Consider the following 23539-nt stretch of genomic DNA (forward strand, 5'->3'; position numbering starts at 1 on the left):
GCCTTCTCGTGGTCCTCGATGGCGCGACGCATGGTCTCCTTCGCGTGCTGGGCGTGGGAGACGATGAGATCGCGTGCCGCGGCACGGTTTCCGCGTTCGAACGCCTTGACGATCTTCAGGTGGTCGTGGGGGACCTGCTCGTCCACCCACTGCGCGGTGCGCAGCACGCGGCGCATCAGCTGGGTGACCTCGAGCCGGTTGTACGCCTCGAGCAGCACCGGGTTGCCGCAGCAGCGGAACAGGAATTCGTGGAACGCCGCGTTGGTGTCGGTGAACGCGGCGGCGTCCGTGAACCGGTCGCGTTCGATCGACGCGGTCGATGCCTCGGCCAGGAAGCGGAACTCGGCGAGCTGGGCGTCGGTGAGCCGGCCGATCGTCAGTTCGAGCGCGCCGAGTTCGAGTGCCATGCGGGCGTCGAACTGGGCATCGGACTCCGCGACGGGCGGGTGCTCCTCGCCGATCTCGTAGTTGTCCGCCACGGTGGGGTTCGCGGCTCCGAGCGAGACGGGCAGACCGGTTTCGGCGGAGGCCTTCTCGGCCGCGGCACGCTCGGCGTCGGTGGGCTCGGTGACCTGCACGGCACCTTGGTCGGAACCGGCCGCGGAATTGTTGAACTTCTCGAAGTAGAAGTTGGCGGGGGTGACGCCCTCGTTCCCGAAGTGGGTGCGCACCGCCTCGACCATCGGCGGCGGGCCGCACAGGTACACGTCGACGTCGCCGTCGTTGAGATGCTTCGGCTCGAACAGCGAGGTGACGTACCCCTTGTTCGGTGCTGCCGAGTCGGGATCCGCGACGCAGTAGTCGAAGCTGAAGTTCGGCAGCGACTTCGTGTACCCCTCGAGGGTGTCGAGTTCGACGATGTCGCGGTCGAAGGTGCCACCGTAGATCAGGTGCACGGGCAGGTCGCTGCCCTGTTCCTGCATCGTCGCCAGGATCGCGAGGATCGGGGCCAGACCGGTGCCGCCGGCGAGCAGCAGCGCGGGGCGCTTGCGTTCGCGCAGGAAGAAGCTGCCGAGCGGTCCGGTGAACTCGAGGGTGTCGCCGACCTGCGCGCGATCGCGCAGGTATTCCGACATCAGTCCGCCTTCGGTGATCTTGACCAGGAACGACAGGTGCTCGTCGTTCGGGCCGGTGCTGAACGAGTACGAGCGGCTCTGGTCGGTGCCGGGCACCGTGATGTTCACGTACTGGCCGGGCAGGAACACCAAATCGTCGCGGTTCGGGATCTCGACACTGAAACCGATCGTGCTGTCCGAGAACCGGCGGATGTCGGTGATCGTCGCCGAGTACGTCGTGGCGGCGGTCTTCGCGACGTCGGAGGTCGTCGCGATCTGCAGCACCAGGTCGGATTCCGGTGTCATCTGGCAGGGCAGGCAGTAGCCCTGCTCGGCCTCGTCGTCGGTCAGCGCTTCCTCGATGTAGTCGCCGCCGTCGTAGCTACCGGACTCGCACAGCGCCTTGCAGGTGCCGCACGCGCCGTCCCGGCAGTCGAGGGGAATGTTGATGCGCGCCTTGTACGACGCGTCCGCGACCGTCTCGTTCGGGCCGCACTTGACGAAGCGGGTGACCCCGTCCTCGAAGCTCAGTGCCACTTGAAAGCTCATGGCATGTGCCTTCTTTCGTGAATCGGGGTGATCAGACGACGTAGACGTCCACGATGTGGTGGATGTAGTCGTTCTTCAGGACGATCTTCTTCTTCCGGATCACCGGCTCGGGTCCGGACACGTCGAGGGTGACGAAGCTCGTGCCGAAGTACGTGTCGGTCGTGTTGTAGCGGTAGTACAGCGAGAACCAGTTGTGGCGCAGGTCGATCTCGGTGCCGCGGCGCTCGAGGATCTCGACGTTGGTGATGTTGTGGCCCGTTCGGGGCTCGGGCAGCGACGTCGCCGACGAGCGGTCGGTGCGGATGCGGAACACCCGGTCCTCGAGCCCGCCGCGGTTCGGGTAGTACACGAGCGAGATCTCGCGCTGCGGGTCCTCGGTGAGTTCACCGTTGTCGTCCCACGCGGGCATCCAGTACTCGGCCTGCGGGTGGTAGCACTCGAGCCACTTCTCGAACTCGCGGTCGTCGAGCAACCGTGCTTCCTTGTAGAGGAACTGCTCGATCGCGGTCTGCGTCAATTCTGTTGCAATGGTCATTGTTTCGTTTCCCTCAGCGCTCGTTCGCGGCGGTGGACCGGGCTTCGGCCTCGGCGGCCTTGCGCATCGTCTCGAGCCAGTACCTGTGCTGGATCGGGTAGAGGCCCTCGTCCTCGGTCTTCACGCCGCTCGACAGCACGTTGGTCATGCCCAGGTCCTTCGCGACCTGATCCGGGCCGTTGAGCACATGCGTGGCGCCGCGGCTCATGTCGTTCCACGGTGCTGCGGTCGCGAGGTAGGTCTTCTGGCAGGACCGGAACTCCTCGAGATCGTCCGGGGTCGCCATGCCCGTCGCGTTGAAGAAGTCCTCGTACTGGCGGATCCGGTTGGCGCGGGACTCGGCGGACTCACCCTTGGGGGCGATGCAGTAGATCGTCACCTCGGTCTTGTCCACCGCGATCGGCCGGAAGTGGCGGATCTGCGACGAGAACTGGTCCATCAGATACACGTTCGGGTACAGGCACAGGTTGCGTGACGCGCCGACCATGAATTCGGCCTTCTTCTCCCCGAACTCGGCGGCGAGCTCGTCCTTGCGCGGGTAGAGGGGGCGGTCCTGCGGGTTGCCCCACCACATCCACAGCAGCAGGTGGCCGTTCTCGAACGAGTGGTAGCCGCCGCCCTGCTTACCCCACGTGCCGGCGTCCATCGCCCGGGTCTCGTTGGCCGATTCCCCGGCCGTGCGACGGGCGGTGGTGGCCGCGTAGTTCCAGTGCGTCGCGGACACGTGGTAGCCGTCGGCGCCGTTCTCCGCCTGCAGTTTCCAGTTGCCGTCGTAGGTGTAGGTGGACGCGCCGCGCAGCACCTCGAGTCCCTCGGGGGACTGGTCCACGACCATGTCGATGATCTTGGTGGTGTCGCCGAGGTGGTCCTCGAGGGAGTCGACGTCGGGGTTGAGGCTGCCGAACAGGAATCCGCGGTAGTTGCCGAAGCGGGCGACACGGGTCAGGTCGTGGCTGCCGTCGGTGTTGAACTGTTCCGGGTAGCCGGCGTCGCGGGGGTCCTTGACCTTGAGCAGCTTGCCGTTGTTGCGGAACGTCCAGCCGTGGAACGGGCACGTGAACGTGGTCCGGTTGTCGGTCTTGCGCCGGCACAGCATCGCGCCGCGGTGGCTGCACGCATTGATGAGGCAGTGCAGCTCGCCGTCCTTGTCGCGGGTGATCACGACGGGCTGGCGGCCGATGTAGGTGGTGAAGTAGTCCCCGGCGTTGGGCACCTGGCTCTCGTGCGCGAGGTACACCCAGTTGCCCTCGAAGATGTGCTTCATCTCCATCTCGAAGATCTCTTCGTCGGTGAAGATGTCGCGCCGCACCTGGTAGCGGCCGCTCGCCGCGTCCTCGACGAGGGCGTCGTCGAGGTGGGAACGCACGTGGTCGATGGTGTCGGTCATAGGAACTCCAATGTGGCGTCGTGCCGGGGAGGCGATGCGAAGTCCGGCTCGGTGCCGGTCGGGGCGGACTGTGCCGTGATGCCTCCACGATGCCACCCTGTGTCTCCGGTCACACCGGGTAAATGCCTAGGGGTGCCTAGGACCTGTGGATCGGGGGCCCAAGGACTCTCGCGGCACCGCGGTGTATGTGTGCACCGGAAGACCCGCACCCAGGGCCGGAAGGGTCGACCCTGCCTGCCCCGCGCTCGTGCGGAGGTCCGAAGCCCGCGCGCAGCTGCATCGAGTGTGCAAGAGTGCTGAGAAGTATCACTGATAATGATTGGTGTGGATTTGGGGATGGTTGCGACGACGGCGGCGAGACCCTCGGTCCGCCCCGAGTGGATCATGGTGGCGATCTTCTCGGTCTTCACGGTGAGCAATGCTCCCGCTCCGCTCTATGTCTTGTGGCAACGCGAGATGGGATTCTCCCAGACCACCGTGTCGCTGATCTTCATCAGTTACATCGTCGGGGCGATCGTCTCCTTGCTGCTCGGGGGGCGGGTCGCCGACCGGGTGGGGCATCGATCGGTGCTTCTGCCCGCGCTCGTGCTCGCCGTGGTGGCGTGCGCGTTGTTCGCCCTCGCCCGCACACCGCTCTGGCTGGAATCGGGGCGTTTTCTCATCGGAGTCGCGTCCGGCGCGTTCGGTGCGGCAGGTGGCGCGGCCATCGCGGATCTCTGCGGCCCGGAGGGGCAGACGCGTGCGGCGCTGTACGCGAGCGTCGCGCCCGTGGCCGGGTCTGCGGTGGGTCCGCTGCTCGCGGGTGCGCTCGCCGACTCCGTCTCGGCGCCCACGAGCCTGGTGTTCGTCCTCCTGGCGGTTCCGCTGGTCGTCGTGGCGGTACCGGTTTCGCGAACGAGTGGGCGTCCGGACCTCCCACCCGGAGGTCGGCTGATGGAATGGCCGAAGCTTCCCGCCGGAACCGGATCCGTCGTGGTCATGGCGATGGCAGTGGCAGGCAGCCCCTTCGCGCTCGCGGGGTTGTTCATTTCGCTGGGGCCGGCCATGATCTCCGATCTCCTCGGCAACGACACCCGACTCCTGGCCGGTGCCGTCTCGTTCATGGTCTTCGGGGCGGGGGCGGGGAGTCAGATCCTCGCGAGGCGAATGAGTACCTACCGGGTCGCGCGTGTGGGTTTGGTGATCTCCCTCCTCGCGGCGGTGCTCATCGCCGTCGCCGTCGGCGTGGAGTCGGTTCCCGTGATCGTCGCGGCCGCGCTGGCGGCAGGCCTCGGGCAGAGCCTCGCGCAACTCGCGGGACTGCAACTTGCCCGGGCATGCGCTCCGGCGGGCCGCGGAGCGGAGGTCACGGCACTCGTGTGGCTCGCGGGCTACGGGACGGTTGGTGTGGGGATTCTCGGCATGGGTGTGCTTGCCGACGAGTTCGGCCTTCTTGCAGCGAGTTACGTCTTCTGCACGTTCTTCTTCCTGTGCGTCCTCGCCGCCCTGGTGCTCGTCGTCCGACGTCGGCGAACGGTCGACCGGCTGACGTCCTCGATGTCGTTGACATCACATAATAGATGAATATGATTATGAGCGACATTGCCGGTGGGAAACAGAGGAGCCCGCGATGACCTACATCGTTACCGAGCCCTGCGTCGATATCCTGGACAAGGCCTGCATCGAGGAGTGCCCGGTCGACTGCATCTACGAGGGCGGACGGATGATGTACATCAATCCGGACGAATGCGTGGACTGCGGCGCGTGTGAACCGGTGTGCCCGGTCGAGGCGATCTTCTTCGAAGAAGATGTACCCGAGGAGCATTCGGGCTACATCGCGGCGAACTACGAGTTCTTCGCCGAGATCGGATCACCGGGCGGAGCGTCGAAGATCGGGCGCACCGAATTCGATCCGCCACTGGTGAAAACGCGTCCCGTGCGAGCGTGACCGTGCCTTCCGGGCGGTCGGGGGCGCGATCCGCCGGGGCCCTGGGTGGCGTCGTTGCGCTCACGTTCGCGCTGACCGTGGTCGGTTCCAACATTCCCGGACCGCTGCTGCCGCTGTACGAGGAGCGGCTCGGAATGTCCCCGTTCGCGCTCGCGGCGCTGTTCGTGACCTACTTCGGGGCCTTGATCTCGATGTTCCTCGTGATGAACCGGACGACGCTCGGCCGCCACGTGCAGATCGTCCTGCCGGCGGCCGTGCTCGTCGGCATCCTGGGCGACGTCGCGCTGTGGCTCGGAAGCGACTCGCCTCCGCTGCTGTTTCTGGGCCGGGCGTTCACGGGCATCTGCGTGGGAGCGGCCACGGGTTCCGCGGCGACCCTCGCCGTGACGGCTCGCGGGGACGCCGGCCGGACGCTCGCGGCCACCGGGGCGATCGGCGGCTCCCTGATCGGCCTCATCGCGGCGGCGGTCGTCGCCGAGTTCTTCCGGGATCCCACCGTGCTGGTCTATCGAGTCCACGCTGTTGCCCTCGCTGTGTGCGAGATCCTGCTCCTGGGGGTGCTGTGGTGGAATCGCACTCGAATACGCGACGCCGCAAGCCTCGTGGAATCCGCGGAGCGGAGCCCGGACGAGGATCCCGGGGAAACGGTCTCTCCGCGCGGCAGACTCGCGGCGTACGGCCTCGGTGCGGCAGGGTGGACCGTCGGCGGCATCGCCGTGGGAGTCCTCCCGCCCGCGCTCAGAAGTGGCCTGCAGTCCGATCTGCTTCTCACGGGGGTCCTGGGTGGGATCGTCTTGCTGGTCGTGGCCTGGGTCGCCCCGTACGTCGGACGGGCCGTCGGACGGACACCGTCCGCACCCCAGTCGCTCGTCCTGTTGGGTTCCGGCAGTGTCGTTCTCGCCGCCGGTACCCTCTCCGGACGGTTGCTCCCGGTTCTGGCGGGTTGCCTGCTGTGGGGGATCGGGCAGGGATTCGCGTACGCGAAGGGGCTCACGCTCCTCACGACCGGAGCGACACCGGTCGAGCAGGGCAGGGCTACCTCCTTGTATGCGTGTACGTCCTACGGCTTCGCGGCGTCGGTGATTCTCCTCGCGGGGGCGGTGTCCTCCGGCATCGGATACGCCTGGGGCACCTCGATCGCGGTTCTTCTGTTCGGGGCCTTCTGCGCGGCCGTCTTCGCATTCGGCCGGAAGCATTGGGCCGTCACCCGAACCGACCGTATGCAGGCAACTCTCGTGGCCGAGCGCTGACCGGACCGCGTTCCCGTTTTCTCCTGTGGACATTTCGGATGCGTCACCTTAGTGTGATTCCAATCACGAATAATGATGCACATCATTCGTCCCGAAAGGGGAGTCATGAGTCGAGTCGATCGCGGGTACCGTGTTCGGATCTTTGCCGGAATCGGGGCCGCAGCCCTGGTTCTCGCCGGTTGCGGATCCGGAGCGGGAGGAACGGTTTCGGACGGTGATCTACCGGACCAGGTCAAGGTCGTGTCGGTCACCGACCAGACCGGAACCACCGCATACGTCGGTAGCAGCCAGTTGAAGGGCATCGAGCTCGCCATCGATGAGATCAACGCGCAGGACTACCTCGGAGACACCGAATTCCTCTTGGAGAAGAGGGATTCGGCGAGCGATACCCAAACCGCCGTCAGCCAGACCACGGAGGCGCTGACGGACCGAAGCGTCAGCGCGCTGCTCGGGCCGGTTCTCAGCGCTCACGCGGTCGCGATCGCGCCCCTGGTCGAACGGGCCAAGCTGCCGACCGTCTTCACCCAGTCCGGGAGCGAGGGAGTGGTCATCGGCGACTACACCTACCGGGCGACGGCTCCGATGGAAACCTATTTCGTCAAGGCGCTCGAGCGGTTGCGGGACCAGGGGGTCGGCACGGTGAGTGTGCTGTACAACGCCGGCAACGTCACCCTTGCCGGACTCGGTGAGCACACGATCCCGGACGGGCAGGCCGAGTACGGATACAAGATTCTCTCCAGCACCGCGGTGCAGGCGACCACCCAGGACTTCAGCACCACCGCAACGCGTATCGCCGGCGAGAAACCCGACGCCGTCATCGTCCTGCTGGTCGGTGCGGGCAATTCCACTGCCATGTCCCAGCTCCGGCAGGCCGGGTACACCGGGCCCGTCGTCGGTAATCCGGCCGCAGGCGCCGGAAACCTCGCGCCCGCAGGCGCGGCGGGGGCCGGAATGTACTGGGCCACCGACTTCAGCTTCCACCAGACCGCACCGTCGTCGGCGGCGTTCGTCGAGGCCTACCGGGCGAAGTACAACGGTGAGAACCCGCTCAACTACGCCGCCGAGGGCTACGACGCGACCTGGATGCTGGCGCACGCGGTGAAGAACTCCGGCGGGGCCTCTCGCGAGGACATCCAGCGTGGCCTCGAGCAGGTCGTAGGCGAGGGCTTCGACGGTGCGCTCGGACCGGTGACGTTCGAGGGCAACGACATGCGGGTCGAGGGCGTGCTGGTCGAGTGGACCGGCACCGAGGAAGTTCTGGTCGAGGGTTCCGATGTTGCCGAGTGACGCGGTCGCAACCGTGCGGGTCGAGGGCGTGCACCGAATGCACGCTCATTCCGAGAAAGCCTCAGCGTCAACGAGTTCGAAGGAAACGGCGCCATGTCTCAATTGATGATCGATGCGGCCGTACTCGGGTCCATCTATCTGTTGTTCTGCCTGGGGATGAGCATCTCCTGGGGCACGATCGACATCCTGAACTTCGCCCACGGCGGGATCTTCATGTTCTCCGCGTTCGTGGCGTCACAGATCGTCTCCCATGTCGAACTGGGCCTGGTCGCGATCTGTGTCATCTCTGCGGTGGTCGGCGCGACGGTGTCGGCGGCGATCGATGTTCTGGCCTTCCAGCCCATCCTCCGGAGGGCGAAGAACCAGCGCACAGCCGAACTCCAGATCCTCATCGGCGGTATCGGCATCGGCACGATTCCCGTAGCCATCGTGCAGGTGTACACACTCAGTGAGCCTTTCGGCTTCCTGCACAGCAGTTACGAGACGACGGTGCACACCTTCGGAGGTATGCGGCTGTCGAGTACCGGTCTGGTCGTTCTCGGCTGCGCGCTCGTGCTGACGGTCTCGATCTCGTACTGGCTCAAGAACACCAGTCACGGACTTGCACTTCGTGCAATCGGTGTGGACCCCGAAACCGCCGAGCTCATGGGCGTCAAGCGCCGGCAGCTGTCGTTGCTGACCATGGCGATCTCGGGTGGTCTCGCGGGCCTCGCCGGTGCGCTGCTCACCTTCAACCTCGGCGCGATCACCGCCGAGAGCGGGGAAACGCTGCTGATCAAGGCGTTCGCCATCATCATCCTCGGCGGAGTCGGCAGCACCGGCGGCGCCGCGCTCGGCGCGATGATCCTGGCGTTCTCCGAGGTGCTCGTCCTGCGCTACACCGGTGGCGGGTGGGTCGACGCCGTCGGCTTCGGCCTGATCCTCGCCGTGCTGCTCCTGCGCCCGCAGGGAATCTTCGGAAAGAAGGAGGTGCGACGGGTATGAGCGACTTCTACTTCTCCAACATCGTGCTCATCCAGAGCACGTTCACGGTATTGCTTCTCGCCCTGAGCATTCAGATCCAGTTCCGGATGGGAGTGTTCTCGTTCGCCGGCGCGGCGTTCTACGGAATGGGCTCGTACGGTGTCGCAATCCTCGTGCTGCACTACGATTTCGGAGCACTGTCGGCGCTCGCGGCAATCGTCGTGATCTGTGCCGTCGTCGGCTACCTGCTCTCGCTCGTCGTGCAGCGACTCAGCGGGCTCTACCTGGCCATGGCGACCGTCGCGTTCGTGATGATCGTGACGGTCGTGGCCCACAACGGCGGCACCCTTACCGGCGGTTCCGTCGGATTGTTCGGGGTGCTGACCCCCGTCGAGATCTCCGTCCCGCATCTCGCCGTGGTGTGCGCCGTCGTGGTCGCGGCGATGATCGTCAGCGAACGCGGCGCCATGGGCCGGCGGATCGAAGCGGTCCGCGAAGACCCCGAGCTGGCCTCCGCGATGGGCATCAACGTCGCCCGCTACCGCAAGGTGTCGTTCGTGCTCAGCGGTGTCCTGGGTGCACTCGGCGGGGGACTGAACATCCTCATGATGACCGCAATCGCCCCGGAGAACATCGGGTTCCCGCTGATCGTGCTGGCGCTGACCATCATCATCGTCGGCGGGTCGCGCTCGTGGATCGGTGTCCTCATCGGTGCTCTGATCTTCACCTGGCTGCCCGTCGTGCTCGAACAGGTCGGCACCTACCAGAGCATCGTCTACGGCGTGATCGTCGCGATCGCCGCGATCTTCATGCCCGGCGGCATCACCGGAATCGTCACGGACCTGTACCGCCGCCGGTCGGCCCGCCTGAACGCCGACGCGCTCGAGTCGGAGGAACTGCTCGAGGCCCGCGCCGCGGAGAAGGATGCCGAAGACGCAGCGGAGCTCCAAGCCGAACTGGCGTCCTCCGGCGCACCGACGACCACGTCAGGAGATTCCCGATGACCACGGAACTCACCCGGCCGCAGCCGGACCCGTCGAGCCCCGCCGGGAGCGAGGTGCTGACACTGGACGACCTCGCCGTTCATTTCGGCGGTATCAAAGCGGTCGACGGCATCACCCTCGGTCTCGCGCGCGGAAGGATCTCGGGGATCCTGGGCCCCAACGGATCCGGTAAGAGCACACTGCTCGGCGCGATCACGCGTCTGACCCCGCTCACGCGCGGAACTCTCCGGTTCGAAGGACAGGACTACTCGCGTGTCCGCCCGGAGGCTGTCGCGCGACTCGGAATCGGCCGGACCTTCCAGACCGTCCGGCTGCTCGACGACCTCACGGTCCGTGAGAACGTGCAGCTCGGCCACGATCTGATCGCCGGTTCGCACTCGTGGTGGCGTCGCCCCGACAGCACGGACCGCGACGCGGCCGATTCCGCGGTGGCGACGGCACTCGAGCGGACCGGGCTGGACGGCAAGGAGAATCTCCTTCCGGGACAGTTGTCCTACGGTCTCCAGCGCCGCGTCGAGATCGCCCGGGCGATCGTGATGTCCCCGAAGCTGCTGCTGCTCGACGAACCCACTGCGGGAATGAACCGCTTCGAACGGGAGGAGATCGGCAAGTTGATGGCCGATCTGCGGTCGGAGGGGCTCACCCAGCTCATCGTCGAGCACGACGTGCAGATGATGGTGGACGTCTGCGATCACCTCTTCGCCATGAACTCCGGACGCCTGATCGCGTCGGGCACACCGTCGGATGTCGTTCGTGATCCGGCGGTGCGCGAGGCCTATCTCGGAAAGCAGGACAACGATGATCGAGATTCGTGATCTCCACGTCGACTACGGCAAGGTCAGTGCGGTCCGCGGTGTGTCGGTGACCGCGCACCCGGGTCGCGTCACCCTGGTGCTCGGCGCGAACGGCGCCGGCAAGACCACGACCTTGCGCACGGTCGCCGGATTGAACGCACCCACCTCTGGGGAGATCCTGGTCGACGGTGAGTCCGTCGTGGGGTGGCCGGCGCACCGGATCCTCGCTCGCGGTGTGTCTCTGGTACCGGAGGGCCGCAGGGTCTTCTCGTCGCTGACCGTGGCCGAGAACCTGAAGGTCGGGGGCCTGATCGCGTCGAAGAAGGACCGCGAGGAATCGATGCGACGGGCATTCGGGATGTTTCCCATTCTCGAGGAGCGGCAGGACGGCCCGGCCGGTCTGCTCAGCGGCGGTGAGCAGCAGATGCTCGCGTTCGGTCGCAGCCTCATGTCCCAGCCCTCCTACATCCTGATGGACGAACCGTCCATGGGGCTCGCTCCGGCCGTGGTCGACCGCGTCATGGACAGCGTCCGTGCGATCGCAGATCAAGGCATCGGCGTGCTCATGGTCGAGCAGAACGCCGAGGCCGGGATGAAGATCGCCGACGACGTGGTCGTGGTCAACCGGGGTGAGTCGGTCTATTCGGGGCCTGTGCAGGAGGCCCGCAGGCATTCCTCGGTCGTGTCGGCATTCCTCGGCGAGGCGGCGCTGACCGGGTCCGACAGTGGAATCGAGAGCTGAAAGATCATGAAGAGACGATTGTCGGTCGCAGTGCTCGCGATCGCCGGCCTGTTCGGCACCACCGCGTGCGGTTCCGGCGGCGGTCCGGTTGCGAACGGTGAGATGCCCACCGAGATCAAGATCGTATCCGTCACGGACAAAACGGGATTGACGGCCTTCGGCGGTCAGCCGCAGTTCCGCGGGATCGAGCTGGCGGTCGATCAGATCAACGAACAGAACTACCTCGGTGGGTCGCGGTTCGCGTTGCGAAGCCGCGACGCCGCGAGCGATACGCAGACTGCGGTGAGCCAGGCCGTCGAAGCGACGGCCGACCGTTCCGTCAGCGCCATGATCGGGGGCATCTCGAGTGCGCAGGCGATCGCGATCTCACCGCTCGCGGAGCGGTCGGGGCTGCCGACGATCTACACCCAGTCGGCGAGCAACGGTGTGCTGATCGGCGACTACACGTTCCGGGCGACCCCGCCGCAGACCACCCACGTGGCGACGTCGATGGCACACCTCCAGCAACTCGGCGTCAAGCGGCTGAGCGTGCTGTACAACGCGGGTAATCCGGCTCTCGCCCAGATGGCGGAGAAGAACCTCGTCGAGGGGCAGGCGAAGTACGGCTTCGAGATCGTGTCGGCGACGTCGGTGCAGAACTCCACGCAGGACTTCGCGACGTCCGCGTCGAAAATCGCAGCGGAGCAACCCGATGCGGTCGCCTTCCTCCTTGTGGGTGCCCAGAACGCCACCGCGATGCGCCAGTTGAGGCAGGCCGGATACGCCGGACCGGTTCTGGGCCAGACCGGAGCGGGCACCAACAACCTCGTCCCGGCCGGGGCGGACGGGGCCGGCATGTTCTGGACGACGAACTTCACCGTCGACCAGCCGTTCCCGTCGTCGCAGGCATTCGTCGCCGCCTACCGCGCGAAGTACGGCGAGGACCCGGTCAACTATGCCGCCGAAGGATACGACGCGGCGTGGATGCTGGCGCACGCCGTCAAGGCCGCCGGGGGCGCGTCCCGGGAGGACATCCAGCGCGGTCTCGAAATCGTCCTCGAGAACGGTTTCGAGGGTGCCCAGGGCTCGATCGGTTTCGAAGGCCACGACATGCGCACGCCGGGCGTGCTGATCGAGTGGAACGGCACACGCGAGATCGTGTTGATGGAACCAGCGAAGATCTGACTGCCCTCCTACCGAAAAGGGTCCCCCGAGAAGATTCTCGGGGGACCCTTTCGCTTACGGCGGTGCTTCGGATCAGCGTCCCTGCCAGACCGGCTCGCGCTTCTCCTTGAACGCGAGTGCGCCCTCCTTGGCGTCTTGCGACGAACGCACGGGCTCGTAGATCTCGCGCATCCGATCGAATTCCTCGGCGTTCGACCAGTCCCGCGCCTGCGCGATGATCTCCTTGGTCGCACGCAGTGCGAGCGGGCCGTTCTTTGCGATGGTCCGGGCCAGCTGCAGGGCCTCCTCCAAGGCTGTTCCTTCGGGAACGAGCCGGTTGAGCAGTTTCGCGTCGTAGGCGGTGGCGGCGGACACGAACTCGCCGGTGAGGCACCACTCGACGGCCAGCTGGTGGGGGACGCGGCGGGGCAACCGCAACAGACCACCACCGCCGGCGAGCAGGCCACGCTTGACCTCGGGTAGCCCGAATACCGCGGTCTCGGAGGCCACGATGAGATCGCACGCCAGCACGATCTCGAATCCGCCGGCGACCGCGTGCCCTTCCACCGCGGCGATCAGCGGCTTGGCGGGAGACTTCTCGGTGATACCGGCGAATCCCCTGCCCTCCACCGAGGGCCGTTCGCCCGCCAGGAATGCTTTGAGATCCATTCCCGTGCAGAAGGTCTTGCCGGCGCCGGTGATGACACCGGCGACGAGATCGTCACGTTTGTCGAGCTCGTCGAGCGCGGCGGCGATGGCCACGGCAGTCTCGGTGTTGATCGCATTACGGACTTCGGGACGGTTGATCGTGATGATCTGGACGCCGTCGGACTGTTCGACGTGAACCGGTGTGTTCATCTCTGCTCCTAACGCGGCTGCATGCGGATGGCACCGTCGATCCGGATCGTCTCGCCGTTGATCATGGCGTTGTCGACGATCGACAGTGCGAGCTTGGCGTACTCGTCCGGCTGCCCGAGACGCGACGGATGCGGGGTCTGGGCGGCGAGACCGTCACGGATCTCCTGCGAGAACCGGGACAGGATGGGTGTATCGAAGGTGCCCGGTGCGATGCTGTTGACCCGCACCAGCTTTCGGGCGAGGTCCCGAGCGGCGACGAGGGTCATGCCGACCACGCCGGCCTTGGCGGACGCGTAGGGGATCTGCCCGATCTGGCCTTCCCAGGCCGCCACCGACGCCGTCAGGATCACGACGCCGCGTTCGCCGTCCACGGGCTCGTTGCGCACCATCCGGGCGGCGGCCAGGCGCAGGACGTTGAACGAACCGATCAGATTGATCCGGATCAGATTCTCGTAGAGGTCGAGCGAACCGGGTGCGCCGTCCTTCTCGACGACGCGAACGGTGCCGCCGCGGCCGGCGCAGTGAACGACCGCCCGGATCGGCGCGAGTGCCTCGGCGGCGTCGAGTGCGCGGTCGACCGCATCCGGGTCCGTGACGTCGGCCGGCGCGAACACCGCGAGATCGCCCAGTGACTTCGCGACCACCTCGCCGTCCGAAGTCGGCAGGTCGACGATCACCGTCGGTGTGCCCTGTGCGACGAACCGCTCGACCGTGGCCAGGCCGAGGCCCGAGGCCCCTCCCGTGACGACGGCGGATCCGTGTGTCATGTCCATGTTGGCTCCTGTTCGTTCGGTTATCGGATTCGTTCGAGGACCGTGGCGTTGGCCATTCCGCCCGCCTCGCACATGGTCTGGAGTCCGTAGCGCCCGTCGATCCGCTCCAGATGCGCGAGCAGGGACGTCATCAGACGCGCCCCGGATGCGCCGAGCGGGTGACCGAGGGCGATGGCGCCGCCGACGGGATTGAGCACTTCGTCCGCGACACCCATCTCGCGCTGCCAGGCCAGGGGAACCGACGCGAAGGCCTCGTTGACCTCGAATGCATCGATATCCCGCACCGACAGCCCGGCCCGGTGCAGCACCTTCTCGGTGGCGGGAATGGGACCGGTGAGCATCAGAGTCGGGTCGTCGCCGACCACCGCGGAGGCACGTATCACCGCCCGCGGACGAAGGCCGAGTGCACGGGCCCGCTCCTCCGACATGATCAGCAGGGCGGACGCTCCGTCGGAGATCTGCGAGGAGTTGCCCGCCGTGACCTTCCAGTCGAGATCGGGGAACCGGGTGCGCCACTCGTCGGACGCGAACGCCGGGCGCAGTCCCGCCAGGGCGTCCGCGGTGGTGCCCTCACGGATCGTCTCGTCCGCCGACACGGTCCCGTTCGGGGTCACGATGGGCACGATCTCGGAATCGAACCAGCCCTCGCGCTGCGCGCGGGCGGCGCGCTCGTGCGAGCGCGCGGCGTAGTCGTCCAGTTCGGTGCGGCTCAGCGCCCACTTCCGGGCGACGAGTTCGGCCGCGATCCCTTGCGGCACCAGCCCGGGAAAGCGGTCGCGCACGCCGCTGCCGTGCGGGTCCTTGCCCATCGCGGCGGAGCCCATGGGCACCCGGCTCATGGATTCGACGCCGGCGGCGACGGCGATCTCGTATGCGCCGGAGACGATGCCCTGGACCGCGAAGTCCACGGCCTGCTGACCGGAACCGCACTTGCGCTCGACGGTCACCGAGGGCACGTGTTCGGGGAAGCCGGCTGCCAGCAGTGCCTGACGGCCGGGCGTCGCGGACTGTTCGCCCGACTGGTTGACGCAGCCGACGATCACGTCGTCGATCGATCCGGGATCGAGGTCGTTGCGGGAAACCAGGCCGGAGAGCACGGCGGCGAGCAGGTCGTTGGGGTGCGTCCCGGCGAGGGTACCGGTGGGTCTGCCCTTGCCCACGGGGGAGCGGACGGCATCAACGATCACGGCACGGGTCATGGGTGAGCCTCCCGAATGGAGAATTAATAATGATGGTTAGTATAGATCACATCATGCGCTGGATATGGCATGTGTCACAACACCTGGGTGATCGGCGGTGCCTACAGGAAATCTCCGATGCGCGGAGGCGTCCCAGGCCAGCGGATGCGCTCGGTCGCGCAGACGCCGTCGTTCATGTCGTCGATGGGTACGGCATACAGGAAGCGCAGGTCGCGGCGGGCGAAGAGCCAGCCCTCCTCGCTGCGGACGTACTCGTCGGCGTACCGGTAGGACGCCAGTACGAGCGTGCCGTCGAGCGCGAGTTCCGCGCGGCCGGTGAGTATTCCGCGGGCGCGATCGCCGTCGAGGCTGATCTGGTCGCTCAGCGGTTGGTGCAGCGTGAGCGCGTAGCGGTTCATGGCCTCGCTGTAGAAGCTGCGGATCGCGTCCCTGCCCCGGGAGGCCGAGCCGGCGCGAACGAATTCGGCGTCCTCGGTGAACATCGAGACCACGGTCTCGAGGTCCCGGTCGTCGACCGCGATGGCGTACGCCGCGATCAGATCCTGGATCCGGGCGCGATCCTCGAGTCGTTCTATCCGGCGGGTGAGCGCGCCGAGTTGTTCGGGGTCGAAGTCGTTCGGCATGGGGTCCTCCGAGGTGAGCGCTGGGTCCGGAGGGGTTTCGGCGCGGACGGCACGACGTGTCGGAACTCCAGCGATTGCGTCTTAATCATTATCATGGTTAGTATCCACTCGTCGGCGTGAGTGACCTTGACCACATCGACCTCAATCTCTAGGTTAATGATGAACAGGAAAGGTGGCCCCATGTGGAATCCAGGGGTGGAGGACGAACTCCGCGAGATCCGTGCAGCCGCCGCGAAGGTTGCCCGCGAGCGTTACGCGCCGAAGGCGGCTCAATGGGACCTCGACCGCACCGCGTTTCCGCACGAAGAGCGCCGTTTCCTCGGTGAGCTGGGCTATCTGGGAATCTCGTTGCCGGAGGAGTACGGCGGGGCGGGAGCGCCGCTGTCGCACGCCCTCGCGGTGATCGAGGAGTTCGCCAAGGTCTGCCGTCCTGCCGCATTCCAGATCTTCGAATCCAACACCGGTCCCGCCCAGGTAATCGCCCTCATGGGCACCGAGCAGCAGAAGAAAGCGTTCCTGCCCGGGATCGTCGCCGGCGAGATCACGATGGCCGTCGCCATCTCCGAACCCGACGCGGGTTCCGCCGCCACCGACATGACCACCAAGGCGGTCCGCACCGACGACGGGGTGGTGGTGAACGGGATGAAGCGCTGGATCTCCAACGGCAGCGAGGCCGACGTCTACCTCACCTACTGCAAGCTGAGCGACGCGCCCGGCTCGAAGGGTATCGGCGCAGTACTCGTGGAGGCCGACCGGCCCGGAATGTCCTTCGGGGCCCGAGAGAAGCTCATGGGTTTCCGTGGCATCCCTTCCGCCGACATCTTCTACGACGACGTCCTCGTGCCCGAGGAGAACGTGGTCGCCGAGGCCGGCGGCTTCAAGAAGCTGTTCGGTGCCTTCACCATCGAGCGTCTCGGCAACACCACCATGAGCCTGGCGATCGGCCAGGAAGCGCTCGACCGCACCGTCGCCTACGTGCAGGAGCGCTACCAGTTCGGTAAGCCGCTGGTCGAGTTCCAGTCCGTCCAGATGACTTTGGCGGACATGGTCCTGCAGGTCGAGGCCGCGCGACTGCTCCGCGACCGGGCAGTGGCCAACATGGGGGACGGGCTCCCCGACCCGCTGGAGGTCTCCCTCGCCAAGTGCACCGCCAACGAGATGGCGAAGCGCGTGACGGACATGGCGATCCAGCTGCACGGCGGAAACGGGTACACCGAAGAATTCGGAATCGAACGCCTGCACCGGGATTCACACGGGTGGGCGCTCGCAGGGGGAACGCCCACGATGCAGCGCACCCGAATCGTATCCGAATTGCTGGGCCGCACCTTCAATCAGCGGTCCTGAAGACGACAAGCAACCACAAGCTTCTGTGAAGGACGAGGTGAACGACATGTTGGGTCGATACGAAGGGCGCATCGCCGCCATCGTCGGTGGTGGCTCGGGAATGGGCCGCGCGATCAGCCATCGGATCGCGAAGGAGGGCGGTCACGTCTACGTCGCCGACCTGTCCGAAGACGGCGCGATCACCGTCGCCGACGAGATCCGGGCCGACGGAGGCCAGGCCACCCCCATCCGGGTCGATGCCACGAACAAGGACGACCTCCGCGCCCTGTTCGGAAAGATCGATGCCGAGCACGGCGTGCTCCACGCGCTGCACGCCCAGGTGGGAATGCCCGGCCCCGGCGGCATCGACATCGACGATGCGGACTGGGAGAAGAACATCGCGGTCAACGTGAAGAGCGCCTACTACTCCACGACGCTCGGCTTCGATCTGCTGAAGAAGGCCCAGGGCAAGGGTTCGATCACGCTGACGTCGTCGACGTCCGCGCTGATCGGCTCCCCCTTCAGCCCGATCTATTCGATGACGAAGGGCTCCCTCGTCCCGTTCGCTCGCTCGCTCGCGCTGGTCGGTGCGAAGGACGGGATCCGCGTGAACGTGATCTGCCCGGGCCAGGTGGTCACGCCGATGCTGTCGCAGTTCTTCGGGCGCGAGGCCGGGGCGGACGTCTCGGCGCTCACCAAGGACTTCGTCGCGACCATTCCGCTCGGGCGCGGTGCGCAACCCGAGGAGATCGCTTCGGTGATCGCATTCCTCAACAGCGACGACGCAAGCTACATCACCGGCACGACCATCCCGGTCGACGGCGGACTCACCGCACAGTAACGCTGGGCTAACGGGAGGAGCGGCACAATGGTTCAGGTCGGATTACTGCTCAGCGATGTACCGAAATCGGTCAGTCCTGCCCAGCAGTTCAAGGATGTCCTGCGCATCGTCGACGCGGCACAGGAGAACGGGTTCACCTATATCGCCATCGGACAGCATTTCCTGTACGGGGACCTGCGATGGTTGCAGCCGGTACCGCTGCTGGCGCGACTGGCCGCGCACGTCGAGCCGAACGTCAAGCTCGTCACGCAGATCATGATTGCGCCGCTGTACCACCCGGTGATGCTCGCGGAGGAGATCGCGACCCTCGACGTGGTCACGGAAGGTCGCCTGATCTTCGGTGCGGGCCTCGGATACCGTCCCGAGGAGTTCGACTACCTCGGAATCCCTTTCAAGGAACGGGCGGGGCGCTTCGACGAGTCGCTCCAGGTCATGAAGAAGCTGTGGACGGAAGACGAAGTCTCCTTCCAGGGCAAGTACTTCCAGCTCGAGGGTGTCAAGCCGCATCTGCGTCCGGTGCAGGACCCGCACCCGCCGATCTGGATCGGAGCGCACGCCATGGCCGGCGTGCGTCGTGCAGGAAAGTACGGCGACGCCTACGCGACTCCGCCGGAGACCCCGAAAGAGGAAGTCCTCGAGCGATTCCGCGTCGTCCGCGACCTGTTCGCCGAGCGCGGCAAGGAGTTCGCCCCGCAGCCGCTGCGCCGCAATGTGCTCGTCGCCGATACCCGTGAGCAGGCGATGCAGGAGTACGCGCGGGTGGCGCAGGGCCGCTACCTCACCTACATGAACAAGGGACTCGACGTCATGAAGGGGACGGATCTCGAGAACGAGTTCGCGAAGGCGGTGTCGGGCCACGCCGTCGTCGGCGATCCCGAACAGGTCGTCGCGCAGCTCACCGATCTCGTGACCACACTTCCTGTCGATCCGCTGCTGATGCGACCGCAGTGGCCGACGATGGACGCGGACGAGACGATCGCCGCCATCGCTCGACTCGGCAAGGAAGTGGTCCCCTCGATCACTGCGATTCCCCCGAACCGAGAGTTGACATGATGCAGACCTACACCGATCTCCAGCCCACGTTCCCGGATCCCGAGACCTGGACTCTCGATCACGTGCTGAGGACATACGCTGCATCCCAGCCGGATTCGGAGTTCTTGGTGACCCCGGACGAGAATTGCCGGTTCACCTACGCGCAAATGCTCAGGTCGGCCGAGACGATCGCGAGCCAGTGGTACCGGGACGGCGCCGACGCGGGCGACCGCGTCGTGATCATGGCGCAGAACTCGTCGCGACTGGTGCGGACCTGGTTCGCGGCCGCGGTCGGCAACCTGGTCGAGGTGCCCATCAACACCAACTACGAGGGCGAGTTCCTGCGCCATCAGGTCGTCACCGTCGAGCCTCGGTGGGCCGTGATCGACGCCGCCTATGCGCAGCGGTTCGTCGCGATCGCCGAACACGCGCGGGGTATCGAGAAGTTCTGGGTCATCGACGATGCGAGCGGAAATCGCAGTGCAGCAATCGAACTCCTGAGGTCGCACGGCTGGGAAGCCGACGAGTGGGAGACGCTCGAAACCGGTGAGATCGCGGACCTGCCGCAGGCGGCGCCCGAGGAACTCGGCGCGATCTTCTTCACGTCGGGCACCACCGGCCCGTCCAAGGGCGTGGCCATGCCCCATTCCCAGCTCTACTTCTTCGCCCAGGAGGTCGTCTGCTTCACCCGGCTGACGAAGGACGACACGTACCTCACTACGACGCCGCTGTTCCACGGCAACGCCCAGTTCATGGCCGTGTACCCGGCGCTGATCGCCGGCGCGCGGGCGGTGGTGCGCCCGAAGTTCAGCGCGAGCCGATGGATCGACCACGTGCGCGACGACGGCGTCACCGTCACCAACTTCGTCGGTGTGATGATGGACTTCGCCTGGAAGCAGCCGCCGCGTGACAACGACCTCGACAACCAGCTTCGGTGCGTCTACGCTGCGCCGACGGCGAGCTCCATCGTCGAGGACTTCAAGAAGCGCTACGGCATCGAAGCGTTCGTCGACGCGTTCGGGCTGACCGAGACGTGCGCGCCGATCATCGCCCCCTACGGTGTGCCGCGTCCGCCGGGCGCTGCGGGGCTTGCCGCGTCACAATGGTTCGACATCCGCTTGGTCGATCCGGAAACCGACCGAGAGGTCGAGATCGGAGAGGTCGGTGAACTCGTGGTCCGCCCGGTCCAGCCCTGGACCTGCAGCATGGGCTACTACAATATGCCCGAGAAGACACTCGAAGTGTGGCGCAACCTGTGGTTCCACACCGGCGATGCACTGAAGAAGGACGAGCACGGCTGGTTCTACTTCGTGGACCGCTACAAGGACGCGCTGCGCCGCCGGGGCGAGAACATCAGTTCGTACGAGATCGAGCAGGCGGTGCTGGGCCACCCGGCGGTCGTCGAATGCGCGGTGATCGGTGTGCCGGCGGACGTCGAGGGCGGTGAGGACGAAGTGCTCGCCACCGTCGTGTGCAACGGCAACGGGACTCCCGATCCCCAGGAGATTCTCTCGTGGTGCGACGGCCGGGTGCCGGCCTTCGCGATCCCCCGCTACCTGCGCTTCGTGAACGAACTGCCCAAGACGCCGTCCGAGAAGGTGCGCAAGGCCGCCCTGCGCGAAGAGGGCGTCACCCCCGATACGTACGACCGCACCGCGGTTCGTGACACCGACCGCGCCACGGTGCAGGCGGTCTGACAGCCGAGGAAGGCTTTTCGAGATGGACTTCACCCCCAACGAGACCCACGAAGAGATCAGAAAGGGAATTCGCGAGCTGTGCAAGCGATTCCCCGACGAGTACTGGGCCGAACACGACGAATCCCACGAGTTCCCGTGGGAGTTCTACAACGCGATGGCCGACGGCGGCTGGATGGGCCTCACGGTGCCGGAGGAATACGGCGGCGGAGGCCTCGGCGTCACCGAGGCCGCGATCGTCGAACGTGAGATCGCCGCTTCGGGTGCGGGCATGGGCGGATGCAGCGCGGTCCACATCGGCATCTTCGGATTCGAGCCGATCATCCACCACGGTTCCGAGGAGATGAAGCGCAAGTACCTGCCGCGCGTCGTCACCGGTGAGCTGCACACGTCGTTCGCCGTCACCGAACCCGACGCCGGCACCGACACGACCAACATCCGCACCTTCGCGAAGAAGGTCGACGGAGGGTGGCTCGTGTCCGGCAAGAAGGTGTGGATCACGAAGGCACAGGAGGCCGAGCGCATGCTCCTGCTGTGCCGCACGAGCCCGCGCGACGAGAACGCCAAGCGCACCGCCGGCATGACGCTGATGTTCGCCGAGATGGACCGGGACAAGGTGCAGATCCGGCCGATCCCGAAGATGGGCCGCAATGCGGTCGACACCAACGAACTGTTCATCGACGAGCTGTTCGTCGCCGACGAGGACGTCGTCGGCGAGGTCGGCCACGGTTTCCGCACGATCCTCGGTGGTCTCAACGCCGAACGCGTGATCGCCTCGAACGCCGCACTCGGCATCGGTGAGGCCGCGCTGCGCCGGGGCGTCGACTACGCCAAGCAGCGTGAGGTCTTCGGTCGCCCGATCGGACAGAACCAGGGCATCGCCTTCCAGCTCGCGGAGGCCCGGATCCGCCTGGACGCGGCCCAGGCGGTGCTGGACAAGGCCACGTGGATGGTCGACCAGGGGCTGCCGTGCGGTCGCGAGGCGAACGCCGCGAAGTTCCTGTGCGCGGAGGCCGGCTTCTACGCCGCCGACGTCGCACTGCAGACGCACGGTGGTTTCGGCTACGGCAAGGAGTTCCACGTCGAGCGGTACTTCCGCGAAGCGCGGCTCATGCGGATCGCGCCGATCAGTCAGGAAATGGTTCTCAACTACACCGCCGAACACGTGCTCGGCCTGCCCCGCAGCTACTAGGAGGACGTCGTGCAGCCGTATCGTTCGATCCTGTTCGTCCCGGGGCACCGGCCGCAGTGGGTGGACAAGGCCATCGCGGCCGGAGCCGACTGCGTGGTCCTCGACCTCGAGGACTCGGTGCCGGCCGCGGAAAAGGAAGCGGCGCGTGCCACCGTCGCCGAGTCCATTGCGCGCGTGCGTGAAACGAACACCGAGGTCGGGTTGTTCGTGCGGGTGAACCCGCTCGCCACACGCCTGACCGGCGCCGATCTCGAAGCGGTCGTCGTGCCGGGACTGACGGGGATCTTCGCCCCGAAGATCGAGCAGGCCACCGACGTCCTGCAGTACGACGCGCTGCTCGACCACTTCGAGATGCGCAACGGCGTCGACGATCTCGAATACATCGTGCCGGTCGAAACGGTCAAGGCGATCCAGAACAGCCGTGAGGTCGCGTCGGCGTCACCGCGGGTGGGTGCGATGATCGGGCCGTCCGCCGAACACGCCGACATCGCCCGCGAGGTCGGCTACGAGTGGACACCCGAAGGGCTCGAGACGCTGTACCTGCGCAGCCGGGTGCTGCTGGCGTGCCGCGAAGCGGGTATCCATGCCCTGACCGGGCTGTGGGAGGACCTCGAGAACCTCGACGGTCTACGCGAGTTCGCGGTCCGCGGAAGGCAACTCGGCTTCCGCGGCATGATCGCGATCCATCCCACGCACGTGGCGACCGTCAACGACGTGTTCAGCCCGTCGCAGGAGGACCTCGAGTTCTACCGGGGGATGGCCGAGGCCTACGAGAAGGCCGAAGCCGAGGGCGTCGGTGCGCTCCGTTATCGCGGGCTGCACATCGACAAGGCCCACTACGACAAGGCAATTCAATGGCTCGATCGAGCCGAGGCGATCCTGAGGAAGGGCGAACGCTGATGCGCGGGTTGTACTTCGAAGAGTTCGAGGTGGGGAAGCACTACAAGCACGCGATGACGCGCACCGTCACCGAGATGGACAACGTGATGTTCACCTCGCTGACGATGAACATCCAGCCGTTGCACCTCGACGAGGAGTTCTGCAAGACGACGATCCACAAGCAGCGGGTGGTGAACAGCCTGTTCACCGTCGCGTTGATCGGCGCGTTCCACGTTCCCGAGCTGACCATGGGGACCACCCTCGGGAACCTCGGCTACGACAAGGTCAAGTTCCCCAACCCGGTCTTCCACGGCGACACACTGCGCGCGGAGACCACCATTCTGAAGAAGCGTGAATCCGAGAGCCGCACCGACAGCGGCATCGTGTGGTTCGAGCACAAGGGATTCAACCAGCGCGACGAACTCGTCTGCCTGCTCGAGCGCGTCGGCCTGATGATGAAGCGCCCCACGACCGAGGAAGGTGCCTGAG

23 protein-coding genes are annotated in these 23539 nt (G+C 66.2%); 16 read left to right on the top strand and 7 right to left on the bottom strand.

Annotation, left to right across the window (positions count from 1 at the left end):
* From benC to benA, 3 genes are all read right to left on the bottom strand, one after another.
* Positions 1-1604: benzoate 1,2-dioxygenase electron transfer component BenC (gene benC / locus I0Q12_RS10455; protein ID WP_231610415.1), on the bottom strand; the 1604-nt coding region annotated here is incomplete at its 3' end.
* Positions 1605-1635: 31 nt separating this feature from the next.
* Entirely contained in the window at positions 1636-2139 is a 504-nt protein-coding gene (gene benB / locus I0Q12_RS10460) for a benzoate 1,2-dioxygenase small subunit (RefSeq protein WP_197251856.1), read from the bottom strand.
* Positions 2140-2152: 13 nt separating this feature from the next.
* Positions 2153-3526 (bottom strand): benzoate 1,2-dioxygenase large subunit, encoded by a 1374-nt coding sequence (gene benA / locus I0Q12_RS10465; RefSeq protein WP_197251857.1) that lies wholly within the window; start codon positions 3524-3526, stop codon positions 2153-2155.
* Between the two features lie 336 nt (positions 3527-3862).
* Here benA and I0Q12_RS10470 point away from each other — a divergent pair, with 336 nt between their 5' ends.
* From I0Q12_RS10470 to I0Q12_RS10510, 9 genes are all read left to right on the top strand, one after another.
* On the top strand, positions 3863-5089 hold the full coding sequence (locus I0Q12_RS10470; RefSeq protein ID WP_197251858.1) for an MFS transporter: 1227 nt from the start codon (positions 3863-3865) through the stop codon (positions 5087-5089).
* Between the two features lie 46 nt (positions 5090-5135).
* Positions 5136-5453: a ferredoxin gene (gene fdxA / locus I0Q12_RS10475; RefSeq protein ID WP_197251859.1), complete on the top strand. Its 318-nt coding sequence runs from the start codon at positions 5136-5138 to the stop codon at positions 5451-5453.
* Positions 5450-6703 carry an MFS transporter gene (locus I0Q12_RS10480; protein WP_197251860.1) on the top strand — a complete coding sequence of 418 codons (1254 nt, stop codon included), beginning with the start codon at positions 5450-5452 and terminating at the stop codon, positions 6701-6703. Before fdxA ends, I0Q12_RS10480 begins: the two co-directional genes overlap by 4 nt.
* Positions 6704-6808: 105 nt before the next feature.
* Positions 6809-7990, top strand: coding sequence for an ABC transporter substrate-binding protein (locus I0Q12_RS10485; RefSeq protein WP_197251861.1), 1182 nt, complete (start codon positions 6809-6811; stop codon positions 7988-7990).
* 93 nt (positions 7991-8083) lie between these two features.
* Positions 8084-8974, top strand: coding sequence for a branched-chain amino acid ABC transporter permease (locus I0Q12_RS10490; RefSeq protein WP_197251862.1), 891 nt, complete (start codon positions 8084-8086; stop codon positions 8972-8974).
* Positions 8971-9957: a branched-chain amino acid ABC transporter permease gene (locus I0Q12_RS10495; protein ID WP_197251863.1), complete on the top strand. Its 987-nt coding sequence runs from the start codon at positions 8971-8973 to the stop codon at positions 9955-9957. The genes I0Q12_RS10490 and I0Q12_RS10495 overlap by 4 nt, the downstream gene beginning before the upstream one ends.
* Positions 9954-10772, top strand: coding sequence for an ABC transporter ATP-binding protein (locus tag I0Q12_RS10500; RefSeq protein WP_197251864.1), 819 nt, complete (start codon positions 9954-9956; stop codon positions 10770-10772). Before I0Q12_RS10495 ends, I0Q12_RS10500 begins: the two co-directional genes overlap by 4 nt.
* Positions 10756-11493, top strand: coding sequence for an ABC transporter ATP-binding protein (locus tag I0Q12_RS10505; RefSeq protein WP_197251865.1), 738 nt, complete (start codon positions 10756-10758; stop codon positions 11491-11493). Before I0Q12_RS10500 ends, I0Q12_RS10505 begins: the two co-directional genes overlap by 17 nt.
* A 6-nt stretch (positions 11494-11499) precedes the next feature.
* The gene (locus I0Q12_RS10510) at positions 11500-12657 is read left to right on the top strand and encodes an ABC transporter substrate-binding protein (protein WP_231610416.1); all 1158 of its coding nucleotides are present in this window, start codon (positions 11500-11502) and stop codon (positions 12655-12657) included.
* A 72-nt stretch (positions 12658-12729) separates the two neighbouring features.
* Here I0Q12_RS10510 and I0Q12_RS10515 read toward each other — a convergent pair whose 3' ends face one another.
* The 4 genes from I0Q12_RS10515 to I0Q12_RS10530 form a co-directional block, all read right to left on the bottom strand.
* Positions 12730-13494: a crotonase/enoyl-CoA hydratase family protein gene (locus tag I0Q12_RS10515; protein WP_197251866.1), complete on the bottom strand. Its 765-nt coding sequence runs from the start codon at positions 13492-13494 to the stop codon at positions 12730-12732.
* A gap of 8 nt (positions 13495-13502) precedes the next feature.
* On the bottom strand, positions 13503-14267 hold the full coding sequence (locus I0Q12_RS10520) for an SDR family NAD(P)-dependent oxidoreductase (RefSeq protein ID WP_197251867.1): 765 nt from the start codon (positions 14265-14267) through the stop codon (positions 13503-13505).
* Between the two features lie 20 nt (positions 14268-14287).
* Complete coding sequence (locus tag I0Q12_RS10525) at positions 14288-15466, bottom strand: thiolase family protein (protein WP_197251868.1); 1179 nt, start codon at positions 15464-15466, stop codon at positions 14288-14290.
* Between the two features lie 101 nt (positions 15467-15567).
* Positions 15568-16089 (bottom strand): nuclear transport factor 2 family protein, encoded by a 522-nt coding sequence (locus I0Q12_RS10530; RefSeq protein WP_197251869.1) that lies wholly within the window; start codon positions 16087-16089, stop codon positions 15568-15570.
* A gap of 180 nt (positions 16090-16269) precedes the next feature.
* Here I0Q12_RS10530 and I0Q12_RS10535 point away from each other — a divergent pair, with 180 nt between their 5' ends.
* Genes I0Q12_RS10535 through I0Q12_RS10565 form a run of 7 tightly spaced genes read left to right on the top strand, consistent with a single transcriptional unit; the run spans position 16270 to position 23538 of the window.
* Entirely contained in the window at positions 16270-17433 is a 1164-nt protein-coding gene (locus I0Q12_RS10535) for an acyl-CoA dehydrogenase family protein (protein ID WP_197251870.1), read from the top strand.
* Between the two features lie 46 nt (positions 17434-17479).
* Positions 17480-18253 carry an SDR family NAD(P)-dependent oxidoreductase gene (locus tag I0Q12_RS10540; RefSeq protein WP_197251871.1) on the top strand — a complete coding sequence of 258 codons (774 nt, stop codon included), beginning with the start codon at positions 17480-17482 and terminating at the stop codon, positions 18251-18253.
* A gap of 27 nt (positions 18254-18280) precedes the next feature.
* Positions 18281-19306 (top strand): LLM class flavin-dependent oxidoreductase, encoded by a 1026-nt coding sequence (locus I0Q12_RS10545; protein WP_197251872.1) that lies wholly within the window; start codon positions 18281-18283, stop codon positions 19304-19306.
* The gene (locus I0Q12_RS10550) at positions 19306-20982 is read left to right on the top strand and encodes an AMP-binding protein (RefSeq protein WP_197251951.1); all 1677 of its coding nucleotides are present in this window, start codon (positions 19306-19308) and stop codon (positions 20980-20982) included. The genes I0Q12_RS10545 and I0Q12_RS10550 overlap by 1 nt, the downstream gene beginning before the upstream one ends.
* Before the next feature lie 22 nt (positions 20983-21004).
* A complete protein-coding gene (locus tag I0Q12_RS10555; RefSeq protein ID WP_197251873.1) occupies positions 21005-22171 on the top strand; it encodes an acyl-CoA dehydrogenase family protein in 1167 nt (388 codons plus the stop codon).
* A gap of 9 nt (positions 22172-22180) precedes the next feature.
* Complete coding sequence (locus I0Q12_RS10560) at positions 22181-23071, top strand: CoA ester lyase (RefSeq protein WP_197251874.1); 891 nt, start codon at positions 22181-22183, stop codon at positions 23069-23071.
* Complete coding sequence (locus I0Q12_RS10565) at positions 23071-23538, top strand: MaoC family dehydratase (RefSeq protein ID WP_016691775.1); 468 nt, start codon at positions 23071-23073, stop codon at positions 23536-23538. Before I0Q12_RS10560 ends, I0Q12_RS10565 begins: the two co-directional genes overlap by 1 nt.
* Position 23539: the final 1 nt, after the last annotated feature.

The organism is Rhodococcus sp. CX (assembly GCF_015865005.1).
In the GTDB taxonomy this organism is placed as follows: Bacteria; Actinomycetota; Actinomycetes; order Mycobacteriales; family Mycobacteriaceae; genus Rhodococcus.

Bases quoted from the DNA above. Each gene is read 5' to 3' on its own strand.
- benB (WP_197251856.1), bottom strand. From the start codon at position 2,139: ATGACCATTGCAACAGAATTGACGCAGACCGCGATCGAGCAGTTCCTC.
- benA (WP_197251857.1), bottom strand. From the start codon at position 3,526: ATGACCGACACCATCGACCACGTGCGTTCCCACCTCGACGACGCCCTC.
- I0Q12_RS10470 (WP_197251858.1), top strand. From the start codon at position 3,863: ATGGTTGCGACGACGGCGGCGAGACCCTCGGTCCGCCCCGAGTGGATC.
- fdxA (WP_197251859.1), top strand. From the start codon at position 5,136: ATGACCTACATCGTTACCGAGCCCTGCGTCGATATCCTGGACAAGGCC.
- I0Q12_RS10485 (WP_197251861.1), top strand. From the start codon at position 6,809: ATGAGTCGAGTCGATCGCGGGTACCGTGTTCGGATCTTTGCCGGAATC.
- I0Q12_RS10490 (WP_197251862.1), top strand. From the start codon at position 8,084: ATGTCTCAATTGATGATCGATGCGGCCGTACTCGGGTCCATCTATCTG.
- I0Q12_RS10495 (WP_197251863.1), top strand. From the start codon at position 8,971: ATGAGCGACTTCTACTTCTCCAACATCGTGCTCATCCAGAGCACGTTC.
- I0Q12_RS10500 (WP_197251864.1), top strand. From the start codon at position 9,954: ATGACCACGGAACTCACCCGGCCGCAGCCGGACCCGTCGAGCCCCGCC.
- I0Q12_RS10505 (WP_197251865.1), top strand. From the start codon at position 10,756: ATGATCGAGATTCGTGATCTCCACGTCGACTACGGCAAGGTCAGTGCG.
- I0Q12_RS10510 (WP_231610416.1), top strand. From the start codon at position 11,500: ATGAAGAGACGATTGTCGGTCGCAGTGCTCGCGATCGCCGGCCTGTTC.
- I0Q12_RS10515 (WP_197251866.1), bottom strand. From the start codon at position 13,494: ATGAACACACCGGTTCACGTCGAACAGTCCGACGGCGTCCAGATCATC.
- I0Q12_RS10520 (WP_197251867.1), bottom strand. From the start codon at position 14,267: ATGGACATGACACACGGATCCGCCGTCGTCACGGGAGGGGCCTCGGGC.
- I0Q12_RS10525 (WP_197251868.1), bottom strand. From the start codon at position 15,466: ATGACCCGTGCCGTGATCGTTGATGCCGTCCGCTCCCCCGTGGGCAAG.
- I0Q12_RS10530 (WP_197251869.1), bottom strand. From the start codon at position 16,089: ATGCCGAACGACTTCGACCCCGAACAACTCGGCGCGCTCACCCGCCGG.
- I0Q12_RS10535 (WP_197251870.1), top strand. From the start codon at position 16,270: ATGTGGAATCCAGGGGTGGAGGACGAACTCCGCGAGATCCGTGCAGCC.
- I0Q12_RS10540 (WP_197251871.1), top strand. From the start codon at position 17,480: ATGTTGGGTCGATACGAAGGGCGCATCGCCGCCATCGTCGGTGGTGGC.
- I0Q12_RS10545 (WP_197251872.1), top strand. From the start codon at position 18,281: ATGGTTCAGGTCGGATTACTGCTCAGCGATGTACCGAAATCGGTCAGT.
- I0Q12_RS10550 (WP_197251951.1), top strand. From the start codon at position 19,306: ATGCAGACCTACACCGATCTCCAGCCCACGTTCCCGGATCCCGAGACC.
- I0Q12_RS10555 (WP_197251873.1), top strand. From the start codon at position 21,005: ATGGACTTCACCCCCAACGAGACCCACGAAGAGATCAGAAAGGGAATT.
- I0Q12_RS10565 (WP_016691775.1), top strand. From the start codon at position 23,071: ATGCGCGGGTTGTACTTCGAAGAGTTCGAGGTGGGGAAGCACTACAAG.